General features: G+C 71.4%; 11 protein-coding genes. 4 read left to right on the top strand and 7 right to left on the bottom strand.

What is annotated here, in order from left to right:
- Nucleotides 1-19 precede the first annotated feature (19 nt).
- From EL493_RS29720 to EL493_RS29700, 5 genes are all read right to left on the bottom strand, one after another.
- The gene (locus EL493_RS29720; RefSeq protein ID WP_074965417.1) at nt 20-3,778 is read right to left on the bottom strand and encodes a multifunctional oxoglutarate decarboxylase/oxoglutarate dehydrogenase thiamine pyrophosphate-binding subunit/dihydrolipoyllysine-residue succinyltransferase subunit; all 3,759 of its coding nucleotides are present in this window, start codon (nt 3,776-3,778) and stop codon (nt 20-22) included.
- A 126-nt stretch (nt 3,779-3,904) separates the two neighbouring features.
- Nucleotides 3,905-7,507: an ABC transporter ATP-binding protein gene (locus EL493_RS29715; protein WP_019048829.1), complete on the bottom strand. Its 3,603-nt coding sequence runs from the start codon at nt 7,505-7,507 to the stop codon at nt 3,905-3,907.
- Between the two features lie 5 nt (nt 7,508-7,512).
- Nucleotides 7,513-8,295 carry an ABC transporter permease gene (locus EL493_RS29710; RefSeq protein WP_019048828.1) on the bottom strand — a complete coding sequence of 261 codons (783 nt, stop codon included), beginning with the start codon at nt 8,293-8,295 and terminating at the stop codon, nt 7,513-7,515.
- The gene (locus tag EL493_RS29705; protein WP_019048827.1) at nt 8,292-9,263 is read right to left on the bottom strand and encodes an ATP-binding cassette domain-containing protein; all 972 of its coding nucleotides are present in this window, start codon (nt 9,261-9,263) and stop codon (nt 8,292-8,294) included. The genes EL493_RS29710 and EL493_RS29705 overlap by 4 nt, the downstream gene beginning before the upstream one ends.
- Complete coding sequence (locus tag EL493_RS29700; RefSeq protein WP_030200913.1) at nt 9,260-9,979, bottom strand: hypothetical protein; 720 nt, start codon at nt 9,977-9,979, stop codon at nt 9,260-9,262. The genes EL493_RS29705 and EL493_RS29700 overlap by 4 nt, the downstream gene beginning before the upstream one ends.
- 149 nt (nt 9,980-10,128) lie before the next feature.
- Between EL493_RS29700 and EL493_RS29695 the strand changes: the two genes are divergently transcribed.
- On the top strand, nt 10,129-10,923 hold the full coding sequence (locus EL493_RS29695; RefSeq protein WP_019048825.1) for an enoyl-CoA hydratase/isomerase family protein: 795 nt from the start codon (nt 10,129-10,131) through the stop codon (nt 10,921-10,923).
- Between the two features lie 82 nt (nt 10,924-11,005).
- A complete protein-coding gene (locus tag EL493_RS29690; protein ID WP_019048824.1) occupies nt 11,006-12,265 on the top strand; it encodes a class I adenylate-forming enzyme family protein in 1,260 nt (419 codons plus the stop codon).
- Between the two features lies 1 nt (nt 12,266).
- Here the strand turns inward: EL493_RS29690 and EL493_RS29685 are convergent, their stop codons facing one another.
- Complete coding sequence (locus EL493_RS29685) at nt 12,267-13,010, bottom strand: tyrosine-protein phosphatase (protein WP_019048823.1); 744 nt, start codon at nt 13,008-13,010, stop codon at nt 12,267-12,269.
- Between the two features lie 401 nt (nt 13,011-13,411).
- Here EL493_RS29685 and EL493_RS29680 point away from each other — a divergent pair, with 401 nt between their 5' ends.
- Both EL493_RS29680 and EL493_RS29675 read left to right on the top strand, forming a co-directional pair.
- Nucleotides 13,412-13,891 carry a hypothetical protein gene (locus EL493_RS29680; RefSeq protein WP_022566321.1) on the top strand — a complete coding sequence of 160 codons (480 nt, stop codon included), beginning with the start codon at nt 13,412-13,414 and terminating at the stop codon, nt 13,889-13,891.
- Nucleotides 13,892-13,939: 48 nt separating this feature from the next.
- Nucleotides 13,940-15,118: an alanine racemase gene (locus EL493_RS29675; RefSeq protein WP_019048821.1), complete on the top strand. Its 1,179-nt coding sequence runs from the start codon at nt 13,940-13,942 to the stop codon at nt 15,116-15,118.
- A 1-nt stretch (nt 15,119) separates the two neighbouring features.
- On the opposite strand, the gene EL493_RS29670 is transcribed toward EL493_RS29675, so the two are convergent.
- Nucleotides 15,120-15,740, bottom strand: a complete 621-nt coding sequence (locus EL493_RS29670; protein WP_019048820.1) for a phosphoribosyltransferase — start codon at nt 15,738-15,740, stop codon at nt 15,120-15,122.
- Nucleotides 15,741-15,742: the final 2 nt, after the last annotated feature.

Below are 15,742 nucleotides of genomic sequence, written 5' to 3'. Positions count from 1 at the left end.
GGCGTTGTGCGGGGAGGGATTACGCCGTGGGCTCGAAGGCTTCGGCGATGATCTCGGCCTGTTCGACCGCGTGGACCTTGGACGAACCCGAGGACGGGGCCGACATGGCGCGGCGGGAGATGCGGCGGAGCTTGCCGAGGCGGTCGGGGAGGACCTCGGGGAGGTTCAGGCCGAAGAACGGCCAGGCGCCCTGGTTGGCGGGCTCCTCCTGGACCCAGGCGATGTCGGTCGCGTTGGGGTACTTGGCCAGTGCCTCGTTGAGGCGGTACGTCGGGATCGGGTACAGCTGCTCGACCCGGACGATGGCCACGTCCTCGCGCTTGTGCTTGGCCTTCTCGGCGGCGAGCTCGTAGTAGAGCTTGCCCGAGGTCAGCAGGATGCGCTTGACCTTGGCGGTGTCGCCGATGCCCTGCTCGTAGGTGGGCTCGTCGAACACCGAACGGAACTTCGACTCGGTGAAGTCCTTGATGTCGGACACCACGGCCTTGTTGCGCAGCATCGACTTCGGGGTGAAGACGATCAGCGGACGACGGATGCCGTCGAGCGCGTGGCGGCGCAGCAGGTGGAAGTAGTTGGCCGGGGTGGACGGCACCGCGACAGTCATCGAACCCTCGGCGCACAGCTGCAGGAAGCGCTCGATGCGGCCGGAGGTGTGGTCGGGACCCTGACCCTCGTGGCCGTGCGGCAGCAGCAGCACCACGTCGGAGAGCTGGCCCCACTTGGCCTCACCGGAGGAGATGAACTCGTCGATGATCGACTGGGCGCCGTTGACGAAGTCACCGAACTGGGCCTCCCACAGCACCAGCGCGTTCGGGTTGCCCAGGGAGTAGCCGTATTCGAAACCGACGGCGGCGTACTCGCTCAGCGCCGAGTCGTGCACCGCGAACCAGCCCGGCTTCTCCGAGCCGATGTTGTGCAGCGGGGTGTACTCGTTGGCGTTGAGGCGGTCGATGATGACCGCGTGGCGCTGGGTGAAGGTGCCGCGGCGCGAGTCCTGACCGGTCAGGCGCACGTCGTGGCCCTGGTCGATCAGCGTGCCGAAGGCCAGCAGCTCGGCGAAGGCCCAGTCGACCTTGCCCTCGTAGGCCATCTCGCGGCGCTTCTCCAGCACCGGCTTGACGCGCGGGTGCACGTTGAAGCCGTCCGGCGGGGAGTTGAACGCGTCGCCGATACGCTGCAGGACCGACTTGTCGACCGCGGTCTGCACGGTGGCGGGGACCTTCTGGTCGTCCTCGACGGACTCCGACGGTTCCGGGCTGTACTTCTCCAGCTCGCGGACCTCGTTGAACACGCGCTCCAGCTGACCCTGGTAGTCGCGCAGCGCGTCCTCGGCCTCCTTCATGGAGATGTCGCCACGGCCGATCAGCGATTCGGTGTAGGCCTTGCGGACCGAACGCTTGGTGTCGATGACGTCGTACATCTCCGGCTGGGTCATCGAGGGGTCGTCGCCCTCGTTGTGGCCCCGGCGGCGGTAGCAGACGAGGTCGATGACGACGTCCTTGCGGAACTTCTGGCGGAAGTCGACAGCCAGGCGCGCGACCCAGTCGCAGGCCTCCGGGTCGTCACCGTTGACGTGGAAGATCGGCGCGCCGATGAACTTCGCGATGTCGGTGGAGTACTCGGTGGAGCGGCTGTTCTCCGGCGCGGTGGTGAAGCCGATCTGGTTGTTCACCACGATGTGGATGGTGCCGCCGACGCGGTAGCCGCGCAGGCCACCCAGGTTCAGCGTCTCGGCGACCACGCCCTGACCGGCGAACGCGGCGTCGCCGTGCAGCATCAGCGGCATGACCGAGAAGCCCTCAGGGCCGTCGCCCTTGTCCAGCAGGTCCTGCTTGGCGCGCACCAGGCCCTCGAGGACCGGGTCGACCGCCTCCAGGTGCGAGGGGTTGGCGGTGAGCGAGACCGCGATCTCGTTGTCGCCGAACATCTGCAGGTACTGGCCCTCGGCGCCGAGGTGGTACTTCACGTCGCCGGAGCCGTGGGTGGCCGCCGGGTTCATGTTGCCCTCGAACTCGGTGAAGATCTTCGAGTAGGGCTTGCCGACGATGTTGGCCAGCACGTTGAGGCGGCCGCGGTGCGGCATGCCGATGACGACCTCGTCGAGCGAATGCTCGGCGCACTGGTCGATGGTGGCGTCCATCATCGGGATGACGGCCTCGGCGCCCTCGAGCGAGAAGCGCTTCTGGCCGACGTACTTGGTCTGCAGGAACGTCTCGAACGCCTCGGCGGCGTTGAGGCGGTTCAGGATGTACTTCTGCTGGGCGACCGTCGGCTTGACGTGCTTCTGCTCGACCCGGTCCTGGATCCACTTGAGCTGCTCGACGTCGAGGATGTGGGTGTACTCCACACCGACGTGGCGGCAGTAGGCGTCGCGCAGGATCGACAGCACGTCGCGCAGCTTCATCCGCTCCTGGCCGTGGAAGCCGGCGACGTTGAAGGTGCGGTCCAGGTCCCACAGGGTGAGCCCGTGCTCGGTGACGTCGAGGTCGGGGTGGCTGCGGAACTTGTCCTTGACCAGGCGCAGCGGGTCGGTGTCGGCCATCAGGTGACCGCGGTTGCGGTAGGCCGCGATCATCTCGAGCACGCGGGCGCTCTTGTCGACGCCGCGCTCGCTCATGTCCTTGCGCCAGCGGACCGGCTCGTACGGCACGCCGAGGCCGTGGAAGATCTCGTCGTAGAACTCGTCGGAGATCAGCAGGTTGTGGATCGTGCGCAGGAAGTCGCCGGACTCGGCGCCCTGGATGATCCGGTGGTCGTAGGTGGAGGTGAGCGTCATCAGCTTGCCCACGCCGATCTCGGCGAGGCGCTCGTCGCTCATGCCCTGGAACTCGGCCGGGTACTCCATGGCGCCCGCACCGATGATCGCGCCCTGGCCCGGCATGAGGCGCGGCACCGAGTGGACGGTGCCGATGGTGCCGGGGTTGGTCAGCGAGATGGTGACGCCGGAGAAGTCGTCGGCGCCGAGCTTGCCCTCGCGGGCGCGGCGGACGATGTCCTCGTAGGCGGTGTGGAACTGGCCGAAGCTCATGTCCTCGGTGCCCTTGATGGCGGCGACGACCAGCGAGCGGTTGCCGTCCTTGCCCGCCAGGTCGATCGCCAGGCCCAGGTTGGTGTGGGCCGGGGTGACCGCGTTGGGCTTGCCGTCGATCTCGGCGAAGTGGCGGTTCATGTTCGGGAACGCCTTGACCGCCTGCACGATCGCGTAGCCGAGCAGGTGGGTGAACGAGATCTTGCCGCCGCGGGTGCGGGCCAGGTGGTTGTTGATCACCAGGCGGTTGTCGATCATCAGCTTGGCCGGGATCGCGCGCACCGAGGTCGCGGTGGGGATGGTCAGCGAGGCCGACATGTTCTTGGCGATGGCCGCGGCGGGGCCGCGCAGCACCTTGGACTCGTCGGCGGTGGCGACGGCCGTCTTCGGCGCGGTGGTGGCCGGCGCGTTCGACACCGGGGCAGGCGTGGTCTGCGGCGCGCGCACGGTGGCCGCGGCGGGCTTCGGCGCGGGAGCCGGGGCCGGCGCGGGAGCCGGCTTGGGCGCCGCGGCGGCCGGAGCGGGAGCAGGAGCGGCTGCCGCGGGAGCGGGTGCGGCCGGGGCCGGAGCGGCCGCCTGGCTGTTACCGGATTCGGTACTCGCCTCGGGGGTGTAGTCGGCGAGGAACTCGTGCCAACTCGCGTCGACCGACGATGGGTCCTGTTTGAACTTCTGATACATCTCGTCGACTAGCCACTGGTTCTGTCCGAACTGGGAAGTTGAGCTGCTCACAGCTGGTGTTCGCCTCATTTCGTTCTTCGCGCTGCGACGTTTGTGACGTGCCCGGCAGGGGTATCAGCGGATGGCTGCCGATGCGCCCTCACCGAGCATATGCCCAGGGCCTAACCGGCGTTGCTACTGACCCGATCTCCTCGATCACGACCGGTCACGCGCCGACCCTATTCCCTCCGCCGCGATGCCCGCAGCCCAGAGTCGCGCGTAACGTCCGTCGCGGGCGAGCAGTTCCTCGTGGGTTCCGAACTCGACGATCCGGCCCTGCTCGACGACGCCGATCAGGTCGGCGCGCGCGGCGGTGGCCAGCCGGTGCGCGACGACGACGGTGGTGCGACCACGCGCCAGCGATCTGCTCGCTACCAGGACCGATGCCTCGGTCTCCGGGTCGAGGGTGGAGGTGGCCTCGTCGAGCAACAGCAGGTCGGGATCGACCAATTCGGCCCGCGCGAGCGCGATCAGCTGACGCTGTCCGGCGGATAATCCCCGACCTCTTTCACCGACCGGTTGGTTCATTTTCTGCGGTAATCCGGCGATCATCTCGGCCGCGCCGACGTTGGATGCCGCGGTGCCGATGTCCACCGGTGTGGCGAAAGGTTGCCCGAATGCGATGTTGCTCGCCACGTCGCCGGTGAACAAGTGAGCTTCCTGCGGCACAATTCCCAGCCGCCGCCGGTAATCGGTGAGCAGAAATTTACGCAAATCGACCCCGTCGACCCGGATCGCACCGGCCGCGGGATCGTCGGGGAGGTCGTAGAGGCGCGCCAGCAGCTTCACGATGGTGGATTTGCCCGCGCCGGTCGCGCCGACGAGTGCCAGGGTCCGGCCCGCGGGCACGGTGAAGGAGACGCCGTCCAGCGCGGGGGCGTTGGCGCCGGGGTAGCGGAAGTGGACGTCGTCGAAGACGATCTCGCCGTCGAGCCGGTCGACGGCGATCGCGTCCGGCGGATCGGCCGCGATGGACGACTCGGTGCGCAGCAGATCGCCGATCCGGCGCAGCCCCACCCTGGCCTGCTGATAGCCGTCGAACACCTGCGACAGCTCCTGGATCGGCGCGAACAGCAGGCCCAGGTACAGCACGAAGGCGACCAGGGTGCCCGTCGTCGTGCGGCCCTCGGCGACCGCGTTCGCGCCCAGGTAGACCACCACCGCCAGCGCCAGATCGGCCCAGGCCTGGCCGAAGGAGAAATAGGCCGCGATGGCGCGCTGGGCGCGCATGCGGGCGTCGCGGTAGCGGTGCGAGTACTCGGCGAAGCGGCGGGCCGCGCTGGGCTCGTTGCGCGCGGCCTGCACCGCGCGCAGGCCGGCGATGTTCTCCTGGAAGTCGGCGTTGACCACCGAGACCCGCTCACGCGAGACCGTGTAGGCGGTCGAGGACACCCGGCGGAAGGCCAGCGTGGCCAGCAGCATCGGCGGCACGGTGCCCAGCACCACCAGGGCCAGCCCGGCATCGATGAAGACCAGGCCGACGGCGACGCCGACCAGGGTGATCAGGCCGACCAGGCCGGTGGCGACGCCGGTCTGCAGGAACGTCGACAGGGCGTCGACGTCGGTGGTCATCCTGGTCATGATCCGGCCGGACAGTTCGCGCTCGTAGTAGTCCAGCCCGAGGCGCTGCAACTGGGCGTAGCTGCGGACCCGCAGGCCGAACAGCACCCGTTCGCCGGTGCGCGCGGTGAGCACGGTGACGGCGGCCCCCACCAGCAGCCCGGCCAGCACCAGGGCGATGCCGATCGCGCCCGCGACGGCGAGCGCGGTGCCGTCACCCGCCGTGACGCCGGTGTCGATGGCGTAGCGGACCAGCGGTGGGAAGGCCACGCCGATCAGCGCGTCGGCGGTCAGCAGCAGCATGACCGTGGCGACCAGGCCGCGCACCGGGCGCAGCAGCGCGCGCAGGCCGAAGCCGGGTTGGGGCGCGCGCAGGTCGCCGGGCAGGCCGGGCTGTTCGGTGGCCGGGGGCAGCGCGTCGACGGCGGCGCGCAGTTCCGGTGTCTCGCTGAGGTCGGCCGAGGCCGCCGCCATCGACCGGGGTCTGCCGCTCTCGGGCAGATGCTTCGCCGACGTCGGCGCGGTGGGGACGACCGAGCCGACGGGCCCGGGCAGCCGGATGACGCGGTCGGCCTGGGCCAGGGTCGATTCGCGGTGCGCCAGGATCAACGTGGTGCGCCCGCCCGGGTCGGGCAGCCTGCGGAAGATCTCCGCCTCGGTCACCGCGTCGACCGCGGAGGTGGCGTCGTCGAGGACGAGCACGCGCGGGCGGGTGAGCAGCACCCTGGCCAGGGCGACGCGCTGGCGCTGCCCGCCGGACAGGGTCAGCCCGCGTTCGCCGACCACGGTGTCGTAGCCGTCGGGGAGCGCGGTGATGAAGTCGTCCGCGGCGGCCGCCGTCGCGGCGGCCCTGATCTCGGCGTCGGTGGCCTCCGGCCGGCCGAGGGCGATATTGGCGGCGATGGTGTCGGAGAACAGGAAGGGATCGTCGAAGACCACGCCGAGCGCGCCGCGCAGGTCCTCGGCGCGCAGGTCGGCCACGTCCACGCGGGTGCCGTCGGTGCCGACCAGGTTGATCCGGCCCGCGTCGGGCGCGTAGAAACGGGGCAGCAGCAGCGACAGTGTCGACTTGCCCGAGCCGGCGGGCCCGATGACGGCCACTGTCTCGCCCGGCCGCACGGTGAGGTCGAGGTCGTGCAGCACCGGCTGTTCGGCGTCGAAACCGAACCGCACCCCCTCGAATTCGAGGCCGAGCGGGCCCTCTGGCACCGCCGCGGGACGGTCCGGGTCGACCAGCACCGGCGCGGCGTCGATCACCTGGAACACCCGGTCGACGGCGGCCTTGGTGAGCTGGCCCATGATGATCACCGAGGTGATCGTGCGGGCCGCCGAGGTCATCGTGGCCAGGTAGGCGGTGAACGCGAGGAAGGTGCCGACGCCGATCGCGCCGTGCCGGGCCAGCACCCCGCCGACGATGATCACCGCGACCAGCCCGGCCTGCGGCAGCGCCGAGACCACCGGCGCGAACCTGGCGTTGATCCTGGCCGCGCGCAGCCGCTCGGCGAACAGGCGGCGGCTGTGGTCCTCGAGCACGTCGACCATCCGGGCCTCCTGCCCGAAGCCCTTCACCACCCGCACACCGGTGACGGTCTGCTCGACGTGTTCGGCGAGATCGGCGGCCCGCTGCTGGGCCGACCAGGTCGCCGCGTACAGGCGGGGCCGCAGCCGCAGCACCACCACCGCCATGGCGGGCGCCACCAGCAGCGCGGCCAGGGCCAGCGGCGGGCTCAGCCACACCATTACCACCGCCGACAGCACGAATTGCAGCACGGCCAGGCCCGACCACGGCACCATCGCCAGCAGGCCCTGCACGAGTTGCAGGTCGGTGATCGAGCGGGACACCACCTGGCCGGTGCGGATGGCGTCCTGGCCCGCGCCGTCGAGGCGTTGCAGCGCGCCGAGCAGCGAGACCCGCAGGCTGTGCTGCACTTCCAGCGACAGCTTGCCCGCCCAGAGCCTGCGTGCGAAGGTGGCGGCGAACCGGCCCGCCGCGAGCAGCGCGAGCAGGGCGGCGGCGCTGCCGATGACCGCGGTGTCGCCCGCGACCGCGGCGTCGACGGCGCGTTTGGTGGCCAGCGGCGCCGCGATCGAGACGACGGCCCCGGCCAGGACCGCGGCGCCGATGCCGGCGAGCAGGCGGGGATGCCGCAGGCTCAACCGCCACAGTCTGCGGATCCACCCCGGTGTGGTGGTCGCCATCGGGCCTACAGGTCGCGCCGGCGCAGGTCCCACCAGCCCGCGGCACCGATCGCGGTGGTCCAGAGCAACAGCACCACCAGGGCGGCGGGCGTCGGCGCGAACACCTCGGCGTCGGCGAAGGAACCGGCGCTGACCCCGGCGACGGTCGCCGAGACGGGCAGGATGGCGGCGAAGCCACCGGCGCCGAATCCCTTGGCCACCATCCAGATCAGCGGTTCGAGCACGAACGCCCAGCCCAGCACCAGCCACACCGCGCCGCTCACGGTGCGCAGCAGCAGGCCGATGCCCGCTCCCAGCACCGCCCAGCACATCGCCACCAGCAGTCCGGCGCCGAGCACCTCGAACAGCCGCCAGCCGAATTCGGCCTTGCCGCGCGCGGCGGCCAGCAGCGCCACCACGCTCACCACTTCGGCGGCCAGCGCCACCAGGAAGGCGAACGCGGCGGTGGTCGCGTACTTCGCGGTGACCAGCCGGTCGCGATCCGGCGCGAACAGCACGGTCAGCGCCATGGTCCGCTGCCGGTACTCGCCGCCGGTCGCGGCGATGCCGAGCAGCGCGGCCACGACCGTCACCGCGGCCGAGCCGAGATAGAGCCCGATGGTCGCGGCGCCGGTGACCGGCTGGCCGTCCGGATCCGCCGGACCCGCCATGACGGCGGTGATCAGCGTGGCGACCAGCGCCAGCGCGACGGGGGCGGCCAGTAGCAGCCGGGTCGGGCGCAGGGCCAGCACCTTGCGTGCCTCGGACTCGATGCCGGGAACGAGATCGGCGGGCAGCACAGTGGTCATCGTGGCATCCCATACGAGGTCGGCGCCGGGGCGAAGGTGGCCGCACCCGCGGGCGGCGCGGGCACGGCGGGCCGGTGGCCGCGGGGCTTGGTAAGCGAGGCCAGCACCCGATCGGGATGGATCGGATCGGCGACGATGCTGCCGATGCGCACCTGCGCGGTCTCGGCGACCGCGCGGATGGTGGCCTCGTCGGCCTCGGCGACGGCCAGGCGGCCGTCGGGACGCATCACCGCGTCGGTGAAACCGCGCGCGGCCAGCGCGGTGGCCAGCGCGATCGAGGGCGAGGCGGCCACGACGAGCCGGTCCGGATGACCGCGCCGCAACCGCGCGGGCGTGCCCTGCCAGACGACCGCGCCCTCGCTCAGCACGACCAGCTGATCGGCGGTGGCCACCACATCGGCGAGCTTGTCCGAACTCAGCAGCACGGTGCCGCCACGGCCGACGTGCCCGCGCAGTACCTCGTGCAGCCAGCCGCGGTCGAGGCCCTCGGCACCGGCGAACGGATCGTCGAGCACGAGCAGCGGGGGATCGGCCAGCAGCGCGGTGCCCAGCGCCAGCCGGGTCTGTTGACCCGGATGCAGCTGGGCCACAACGGTATCGGTGACAGCGGCCAGCCCGGTGTCCGCGAGGACCGCCTCGACCCGCCGCCGCGACACCCCGGCGACCGGGGCATAACAGCGCAGGTGCTCGCGGACCGTGCGTCCCGGATGCAGCCCCCGCGGGTTGAGCACCGCGCCGACGCTGCCCGGACCCGTGCCCGGCAGCCCGTGCTCGACGGTGCCGGTGGTCGGCTGCTGCAGACCGAGGACGATCCGCAGCACGGTCGACTTGCCTGCACCCGCCGGGCCCACCAGCGCGGTCACCGAGCCGGTCGGCACCGCGAACGCGATGTCGTGCACGGCGCCGACGAGCTCGTACTGCTTGCCGACACCGCGCAACCGCACGGCGTCGCCGTGGGCGCGGCTCACTGCGTCTTCGCCGACGGCGAGTCGATGGCGGGGAGCGGGTCGGCGTCGATCACCGGGTGCAGCGGGCTCGGCCAGAACGCGGGCGCGGGCCCGAAAGCCTTGCGCGCGTTGTCGATCGTCACCTTGCCCAGCGCGCGGTTACCCGCGCCACCGATGGCGGCGCCGATGCCCGCGGGCAGGATCTTGCCCGCCATCAGCGCGGCCCGCTTGGTGATGAAGCGCTTGATGAACTGCTGCAGCAGCCGGTTGTTGATCGAGGCCATGCCGGGCACCTTGTTGGCCAGCGTGGCCGCCCAGTTCTTGGACGAGGTGCCCAGGCCCTTCTGCACGATGGCCATGCCCGCGTCGCCGAGGACGACGGCCAGCACCAGCGCGCGCCTGGCTTCCTTGTCCTCCGGCTCGATGCCGTGCACATAGGCCCTGGCCAGGGTGAACAGCGCGGAGGCCTCCATGAAGAACGCGGTCTCCGCGCTGATCGCGCCGAGCGCGGCCAGGGTGCCGACGCCGGGCACCGCCGCGGTCGCGCCGACCGCGGCGCCGCTGCCGGTGACGGCGAGCAGGTACTGCTTCTCCAGTCGTTCGACGAGCTGGGCGGGACTCTCGCCGGGATGACGCTCACGTAGATAGGCGACGTAGCGGCGCACGGCGGGCGCCTGCAGCTTGGATCCGGTGTCGAGCACGTCGACCACGGCCTTCTCGATCGCTTTGTTGAACACGGCGTCGTCCTCCTCTTCGCCCGGCAAAACGAACTGTAGGGCACCGAGGTCCCCGACAACTCATCATGTCAACGAGTGCCGACACCGCGTCGGTTCCACGATGTGGGCACCATCTCCACCGGGTTCCCGCCCGGTTCTACGCTGACGGGATGAGCGCAACGCAGCCCACCCGCCTGATCCGCGACTTCACCGACGCCGGTGCCGAGATCGCGACGATCACCATCGATCATCCGCCGCTGAACCTGTTCGACCGGCGGCTCATGGACTCGCTGATCGCCGACGTCGCCGCGCTGGGCAAGCAGCCGCCGCGCGCGGTGCTGATCCGGGCCGAGGGCAAGGTCGTCTCGGGCGGGGTGGACGTCAACATCTTCGACGGGCTCACCGTCGAGGAGGGCGCCCGGCTGTGGAGCGACCTGTTCGCGAACCTCATCCATCCGATCGAGGCGCTGCCGTGCCCGGTGGTCTTCGCCGCGCACGGGCTCACGCTCACCGCGGCCTTCGAGGTCTCGCTGGCCTGCGACATCATCCTGGCCGCGCCCAAGGCCAAGTTCGGCCTGGTCGAGACCGTGGTGGGGCTGACCCCGTCGATGGGCGGCCCGCAGCGCCTGGCCGAGCGCGCCGGATCGGGCCGCGCCCGCGAGTTCGTGATGACCGGCGACCTCTACGACGCCGCCACGATGGCCGAGTGGGGCGTGGTCAACGCGGTCCACGAGGACGTCGACACCGCCGCCCGCGAGCTCGTCGCCCGGCTGGCCGCGGGACCGACCCGCGCGCACGGCGCCACCAAGCAGATCATCGAGGCGTGGCGTTCCGGCGGTGTGGCACACGCGGATTCGGTGACCCCCGCGGTCTCGGGCGAGCTGTTCGCCACCGCCGATCTGCGCGGCGCGGTGCGCAGCTTCCTGGAGATCGGGCCGGGCAAGGCGACCTACCGCGGCGAATGACCCCGCCGAGTGCCTGACAACGATGTGATCCACGTCATATAGTCACAGGTGCGGTGCTGCATCGACGTACGTGGAGGTCCGGATGGGTCAGAGCGAGCACGAACCGGGCGCGACCATCATCGAGTTCCCCACCGGGGGTGCGGCCGGCCGGCTGACCAGGGGTTCCGACGGCGTGCTGCGCTACGGCGACCTCAGCCCGGCCCTCACCGAACTGCTCGATCTGCGCGTGCACTCGTTCACCGGCCGGGAGGCCGTCGTCGAGGTCGGCGGCCCCCGGCTGACCTATCGCGAGCTGTGGCACAGCGCCTCGCGGATCGCGGGCGGCCTGCAGGACCACGGCATCGGCTACGGCGACCGGGTCGCGGTGCACATGCCGACCAGCGCGCGGTGGGTGCAGGCCTTCCTCGGCGCGTTGCTGTCCGGCGCCGTGCCGGTGCTCGTGCCGGACTCGCTGCCGCCCGCGGTCGCCGAGCGGGTGATCGCCGACAGCAGTGCCGATTTCGTGCTCGGCCCCGACGGTCCGCTGCCCGACAGCGCCGCCTACATCGACGACGGCGCCGCACTCGACGACCCGGCGCTGCTCTGCTACACCGGCACCGCGGCCCGGCGACCGGTGCCCACCGGCGTGGAACTGAGCAACGAGAACCTGCTCTCGGCCGTGTCGTCGGTGATCGGGGCCCTCGACCTGCCCGCCGACGGCCTGCGCAACCTGGTGCTGCTGCCGCTGGCCCACGCCAGCGGCTGTGTCGACCAGCTGCTGCCCACCTTCGCCGTGGGCGGGACCGTGGTGCTGGCGCCGGGCGCGCGCGATCTGGCCGACGTGCTCACCGCCGAGCGGATCGACACGGTCTCGGGCACGCCGCGCCTGTTCGCCGGCCTGCTGCCCGCGCTGGCCGCGCGCGGGGGCGGGGCCGGGGTGCGGCGGATCAGCAAGGCCTGTCACCGCTCCGAACGCGCCGCCGCCGCGGCACCGGCCAGCCTGACCGCGGCCCTGCGCGCGGCTTTCCCCGCCGCCAGGCAGTGGTCGGTGTGGGGCGCCACGGAGACCAGCGGCATCGGCCTGATGGTCGACGACACCGACCGCACCGAGTCCACCTCCACCCTCGGCTTCGCCTTCGGCGGAACGGAATTGGCGCTGGCCGGACCGCATGCCGACGCGGGCCGCGGCGAATTGCTGTGCCGCGGACCGAATGTCAGCAGGCGCTACTGGAACGACCCGGACGCCTCGGCCGCCCGGTTCAGCGGAAGCTGGTTCCACACCGGCAATCTGGTGAGCATCGAGGCCGACGGTCTGGTCCGCGCGGTGCTGCCGATGCGGCAGCGCCGCGTCAGCGGGCTCTAGCTCACAGCAGCCGGGCGCGCAGCTGCGTGCGTAGCTCGCCGGTCAGGCCGATGGCGGCCAGGTAGCCCTCGGTGTCGCCGTAGGCGTCGGCGACGGTGGCGTCGGCGGTGCGCAGGTACTCCTCGTGCACGCCGAGCAGGTCGTCGGACAGCGCGGCGCCGTTGCCGATCTTGGGTTCGAGCAGCACGCGCAGCGGCGCGACGGCGGCATTGCTGGCCAGGTAGTCGGCGTAGACGTCGTCCTCGGTGACGCCGACCGCGCGCAGCAGGGTGGCCACCGCCCAGCCGGTGCGGTCCTTGCCCGCGGCGCAGTGCACCAGCGCGGCGCCCTCGCCAGCGACGACGGAGCCGGCCAGCCGGGTGATCGCGGCGTGCGCCTCCGGCATCACCGGGAACTGCCGGTAGACCTCGAGCATGTGCGCCCGCGCCGAGACGGTCTGCGCCTCGTGCGGGGGCGCCTGCTCCATCCGCGAGTCGAACGGCGTGATGTGCAGCCGCACGCCCGCGGGGAGCACGTCGTGGCCGATGTGGTCGATCTCCCCCAGGCCGCGCAGGTCGTGCACGTCGGTGACGCCCAGGCCGCGCAGCGTGTCGTGGCCCTTCGCGTCGAGGCCGCTCAGCTGGGCCGAGCGCAGCAGCACGCCGGGGCGCGTCGTCGTACCGTCGGCGGTACGGAGCCCGCCCACATCGCGGAAATTGAAGGTGCCGCTGAGGGCGAACTGGTCGGCAGGAGGCGAGAGAGTCACTTGACCAGGTTATCGACGCCACCGGCGCGCCGGGGAGGGAGTTCGCGGATCCGACACGCACTGTGTTGTGTCCGTTTCGCCGGGTGCCACTGTGCCGTCGCCCACAGGGAGCGGCCGTGACCTGCGCATACTTGTACCATCGACTAGAACTGCGAAATCGGGCCGTCGGGGCGCCGAATGCGGGGGAATGTGCGCTATTCAAGCCGTATGGTCGGTTTTACAAAAGGTCGCATTCGGATAACAAAACAATCTTTCAGTCTGAAAAACACGACTGAAGCAGTTCGTGAATCCAGAAAACCTTCTAAGATCGAGCTCGCTGGATAGGTTGATCCGCAACGGTCGTCCTCATCCACTAGCTCGCATCGCCGCGGGCAGCGAAATTTGTTGCCGAGGAGTTGTCGTTGAGCGCCAGTCGTGAACTTACCGAAACCGCGCTGCGGCCCGCTGTATGTCAGGCCGTCGAGCAAGCCGCAGCGAGTACCGATGCCGCGGGCGTGCGCGCCCTGCGGATCTTCCTGCACGCCGGGCTGAGCGCCTACTGGCCGCTGGTGAAAGCCGCGCCGGAGCGTCAGGTCGCCGCGTACGAGACCGCGCTGCAGACGCTGCGGGAGCGCTGGTCGCCCTCGGGCGGCACCGTCGGCGATCCCACGGCTACCGCTTTGTTCCGTGAGCTCGACGACGAGGCGATCGGCTTCCTCGGTCTGTGCGCCCGGCACTCGGGCACCCAGTGGCTCGAGCCGCTCGACTCGATCGCCACCTACATGGTCTCGGTGCTGCACGGCGCGGTCCTGCGCTGGCTCGCCGACGGTAACGACGAGACCACCCTCGTCGTCATCGACGATCTGGTCGGCTGCCTGACGCTCAAGGCCGTCGAAGCCTGATCCGCCGCGATGCTGGACGCCTGACCAAATAGGTGGTTCAGTAGTCGAGTGACCCAGACGACATCGCTGCACCCGCTGCACGCGGCGACCGCCGACCTCGACCCGCCGCTGGCGGCGCTCGACCTCGCCGCGCTCGACGCCAACGCCGCCGACCTGGTCCGCCGCGCGAACGGCGTCGCGATCCGGGTCGCCAGCAAGTCGGTGCGCTGCCGCGCCGTGCTCGAGCGGGTGCTCGGCGACGGACTCACCGCCCGCGACGGCTTCGCCGGCATCATGGCCTACTCGCTGCGCGAGGCCATCTGGCTCGCCCGCCTCGGCGCGGGCGACATCCTGCTCGGCTACCCCGTCACCGACCGGGCCGCGCTGGCCGAACTGGCGGGCTCACCCGAGCTGCTGCGCGCGATCACCCTGATGATCGACGACGTCGCCCAGCTCGAACTCACCCGCGCCGCCCTCGGCACCGACCTGGTCCATCCCCGGGTCTGCCTCGACGTCGACGCCTCGCTGCGGATCGGCCCGCTGCACCTGGGCGTGCGGCGCTCCCCGGTGCGCGACCCGGGCCAGGCCGCGGTGCTGGCCACCGAGGCACGCAGGCGCGGCTTCGACGTGGTGGGCGTGATGACCTACGAGGCCCAGATCGCCGGCCTGCCCGACAGCAACCCGGCCGTGCGGGTGGTCAAGCGGCTGTCCGCGCGCGAGATCGGCCGCAGGCGCGGCGAGGTGCTCGACGCCGTGCGCATGGTCACCGGGCCGCTCGAGATCGTCAACAGCGGCGGCACCGGCTCGATCGAGGTCTCGATCGGCGATCCCGACGTCACCGAGGTGACCGCGGGTTCCGGGCTGTACGTGCCGACCCTGTTCGACCACTACCGCTCGTTCACCCCGCGCCCGGCGCTGTTCTTCGCGACGCCGGTGCTGCGCAAGCCGACCCCGACCATCGCCACCGTGTTCGCGGGCGGCTACATCGCCTCCGGTCCGGCCGGGCCCAGCCGGGTGCCGCTGCCGGTGTGGCCCGCCGGGCTGAAGCTGCTCGGTTCCGAGGGCGCGGGCGAGGTGCAGACGCCGCTGGCCGGGGGCGCCGAACTCGCGATCGGCGACCGCGTCTGGTTCCGGCACGCCAAGGCGGGCGAGCTGTGTGAGCGCTTCGACCGCATCCACCTGGTCGACGAATCCGGTTCGCGCACCACCGTGCCGACCTACCGGGGCGAAGGGCAGTGCTTCGGCTGAGCTAGCTCAGCAGCGCGCGGACTTCCTCGTCGTCGAGCTGGTGGAAGTCGTGGTAGGCCATGCCGACGCCGCCGAGATCGGCCGGCGTCCACAGGCAGATCAGCTCGTCGCACTCGCGCCGGACCCGGCGCGCCGCCTCGGGCGAGGACACCGGCATCGCGACCACCAGCCGGTCCGGGCGCTGCGTCGCCGCCACCCGGCACGCGGCCAGCACGGTGGCCCCGGTGGCCATGCCGTCGTCGACGATCACCACCGCGCGCCCGCCCAGCGGCACCGGGTCACGCACCCGCAGGGCGTGCTGCCTGCGCGCCAGCTCGATCCGCTCGTCGCGCTCGACCTCGTCGAAGGCTTCCTGGGTGACCCCGCTGCGCTCGACCACGTCGCGGTTGACGACCAGCACGCCGGTCTCGCCGAGCGCGCCCATGGCCAGCTCCGGCTGCCAGGGCAGCCCCAGCTTGCGCACCAGCAGGATGTCGAGTTCGGCGGCGATGACCCCGCACACCGCGGCCGCCACCGGCACACCGCCGCGCGGTAGCCCGAGCACCAGCGGACGTGGCGCCCGCAGGTGTTCCAGCGCCTTGCCGAGGACCCGGCCTGCCGCGGCGCGATCCGGATAGACCACGT

Origin of the sequence: Nocardia asteroides, from assembly GCF_900637185.1 — a bacterium.
GTDB classification, from domain to species: Bacteria; Actinomycetota; Actinomycetes; order Mycobacteriales; family Mycobacteriaceae; genus Nocardia; species Nocardia asteroides.
Note: the sequence above shows the minus strand (reverse complement) of the source record. Positions and strands in the feature narration are given on the sequence as shown.

Bases quoted from the DNA above. Each gene is read 5' to 3' on its own strand.
- EL493_RS29720 (WP_074965417.1), bottom strand. From the start codon at position 3,778: ATGAGGCGAACACCAGCTGTGAGCAGCTCAACTTCCCAGTTCGGACAG.
- EL493_RS29715 (WP_019048829.1), bottom strand. From the start codon at position 7,507: ATGGCGACCACCACACCGGGGTGGATCCGCAGACTGTGGCGGTTGAGC.
- EL493_RS29710 (WP_019048828.1), bottom strand. From the start codon at position 8,295: ATGACCACTGTGCTGCCCGCCGATCTCGTTCCCGGCATCGAGTCCGAG.
- EL493_RS29695 (WP_019048825.1), top strand. From the start codon at position 10,129: ATGAGCGCAACGCAGCCCACCCGCCTGATCCGCGACTTCACCGACGCC.
- EL493_RS29690 (WP_019048824.1), top strand. From the start codon at position 11,006: ATGGGTCAGAGCGAGCACGAACCGGGCGCGACCATCATCGAGTTCCCC.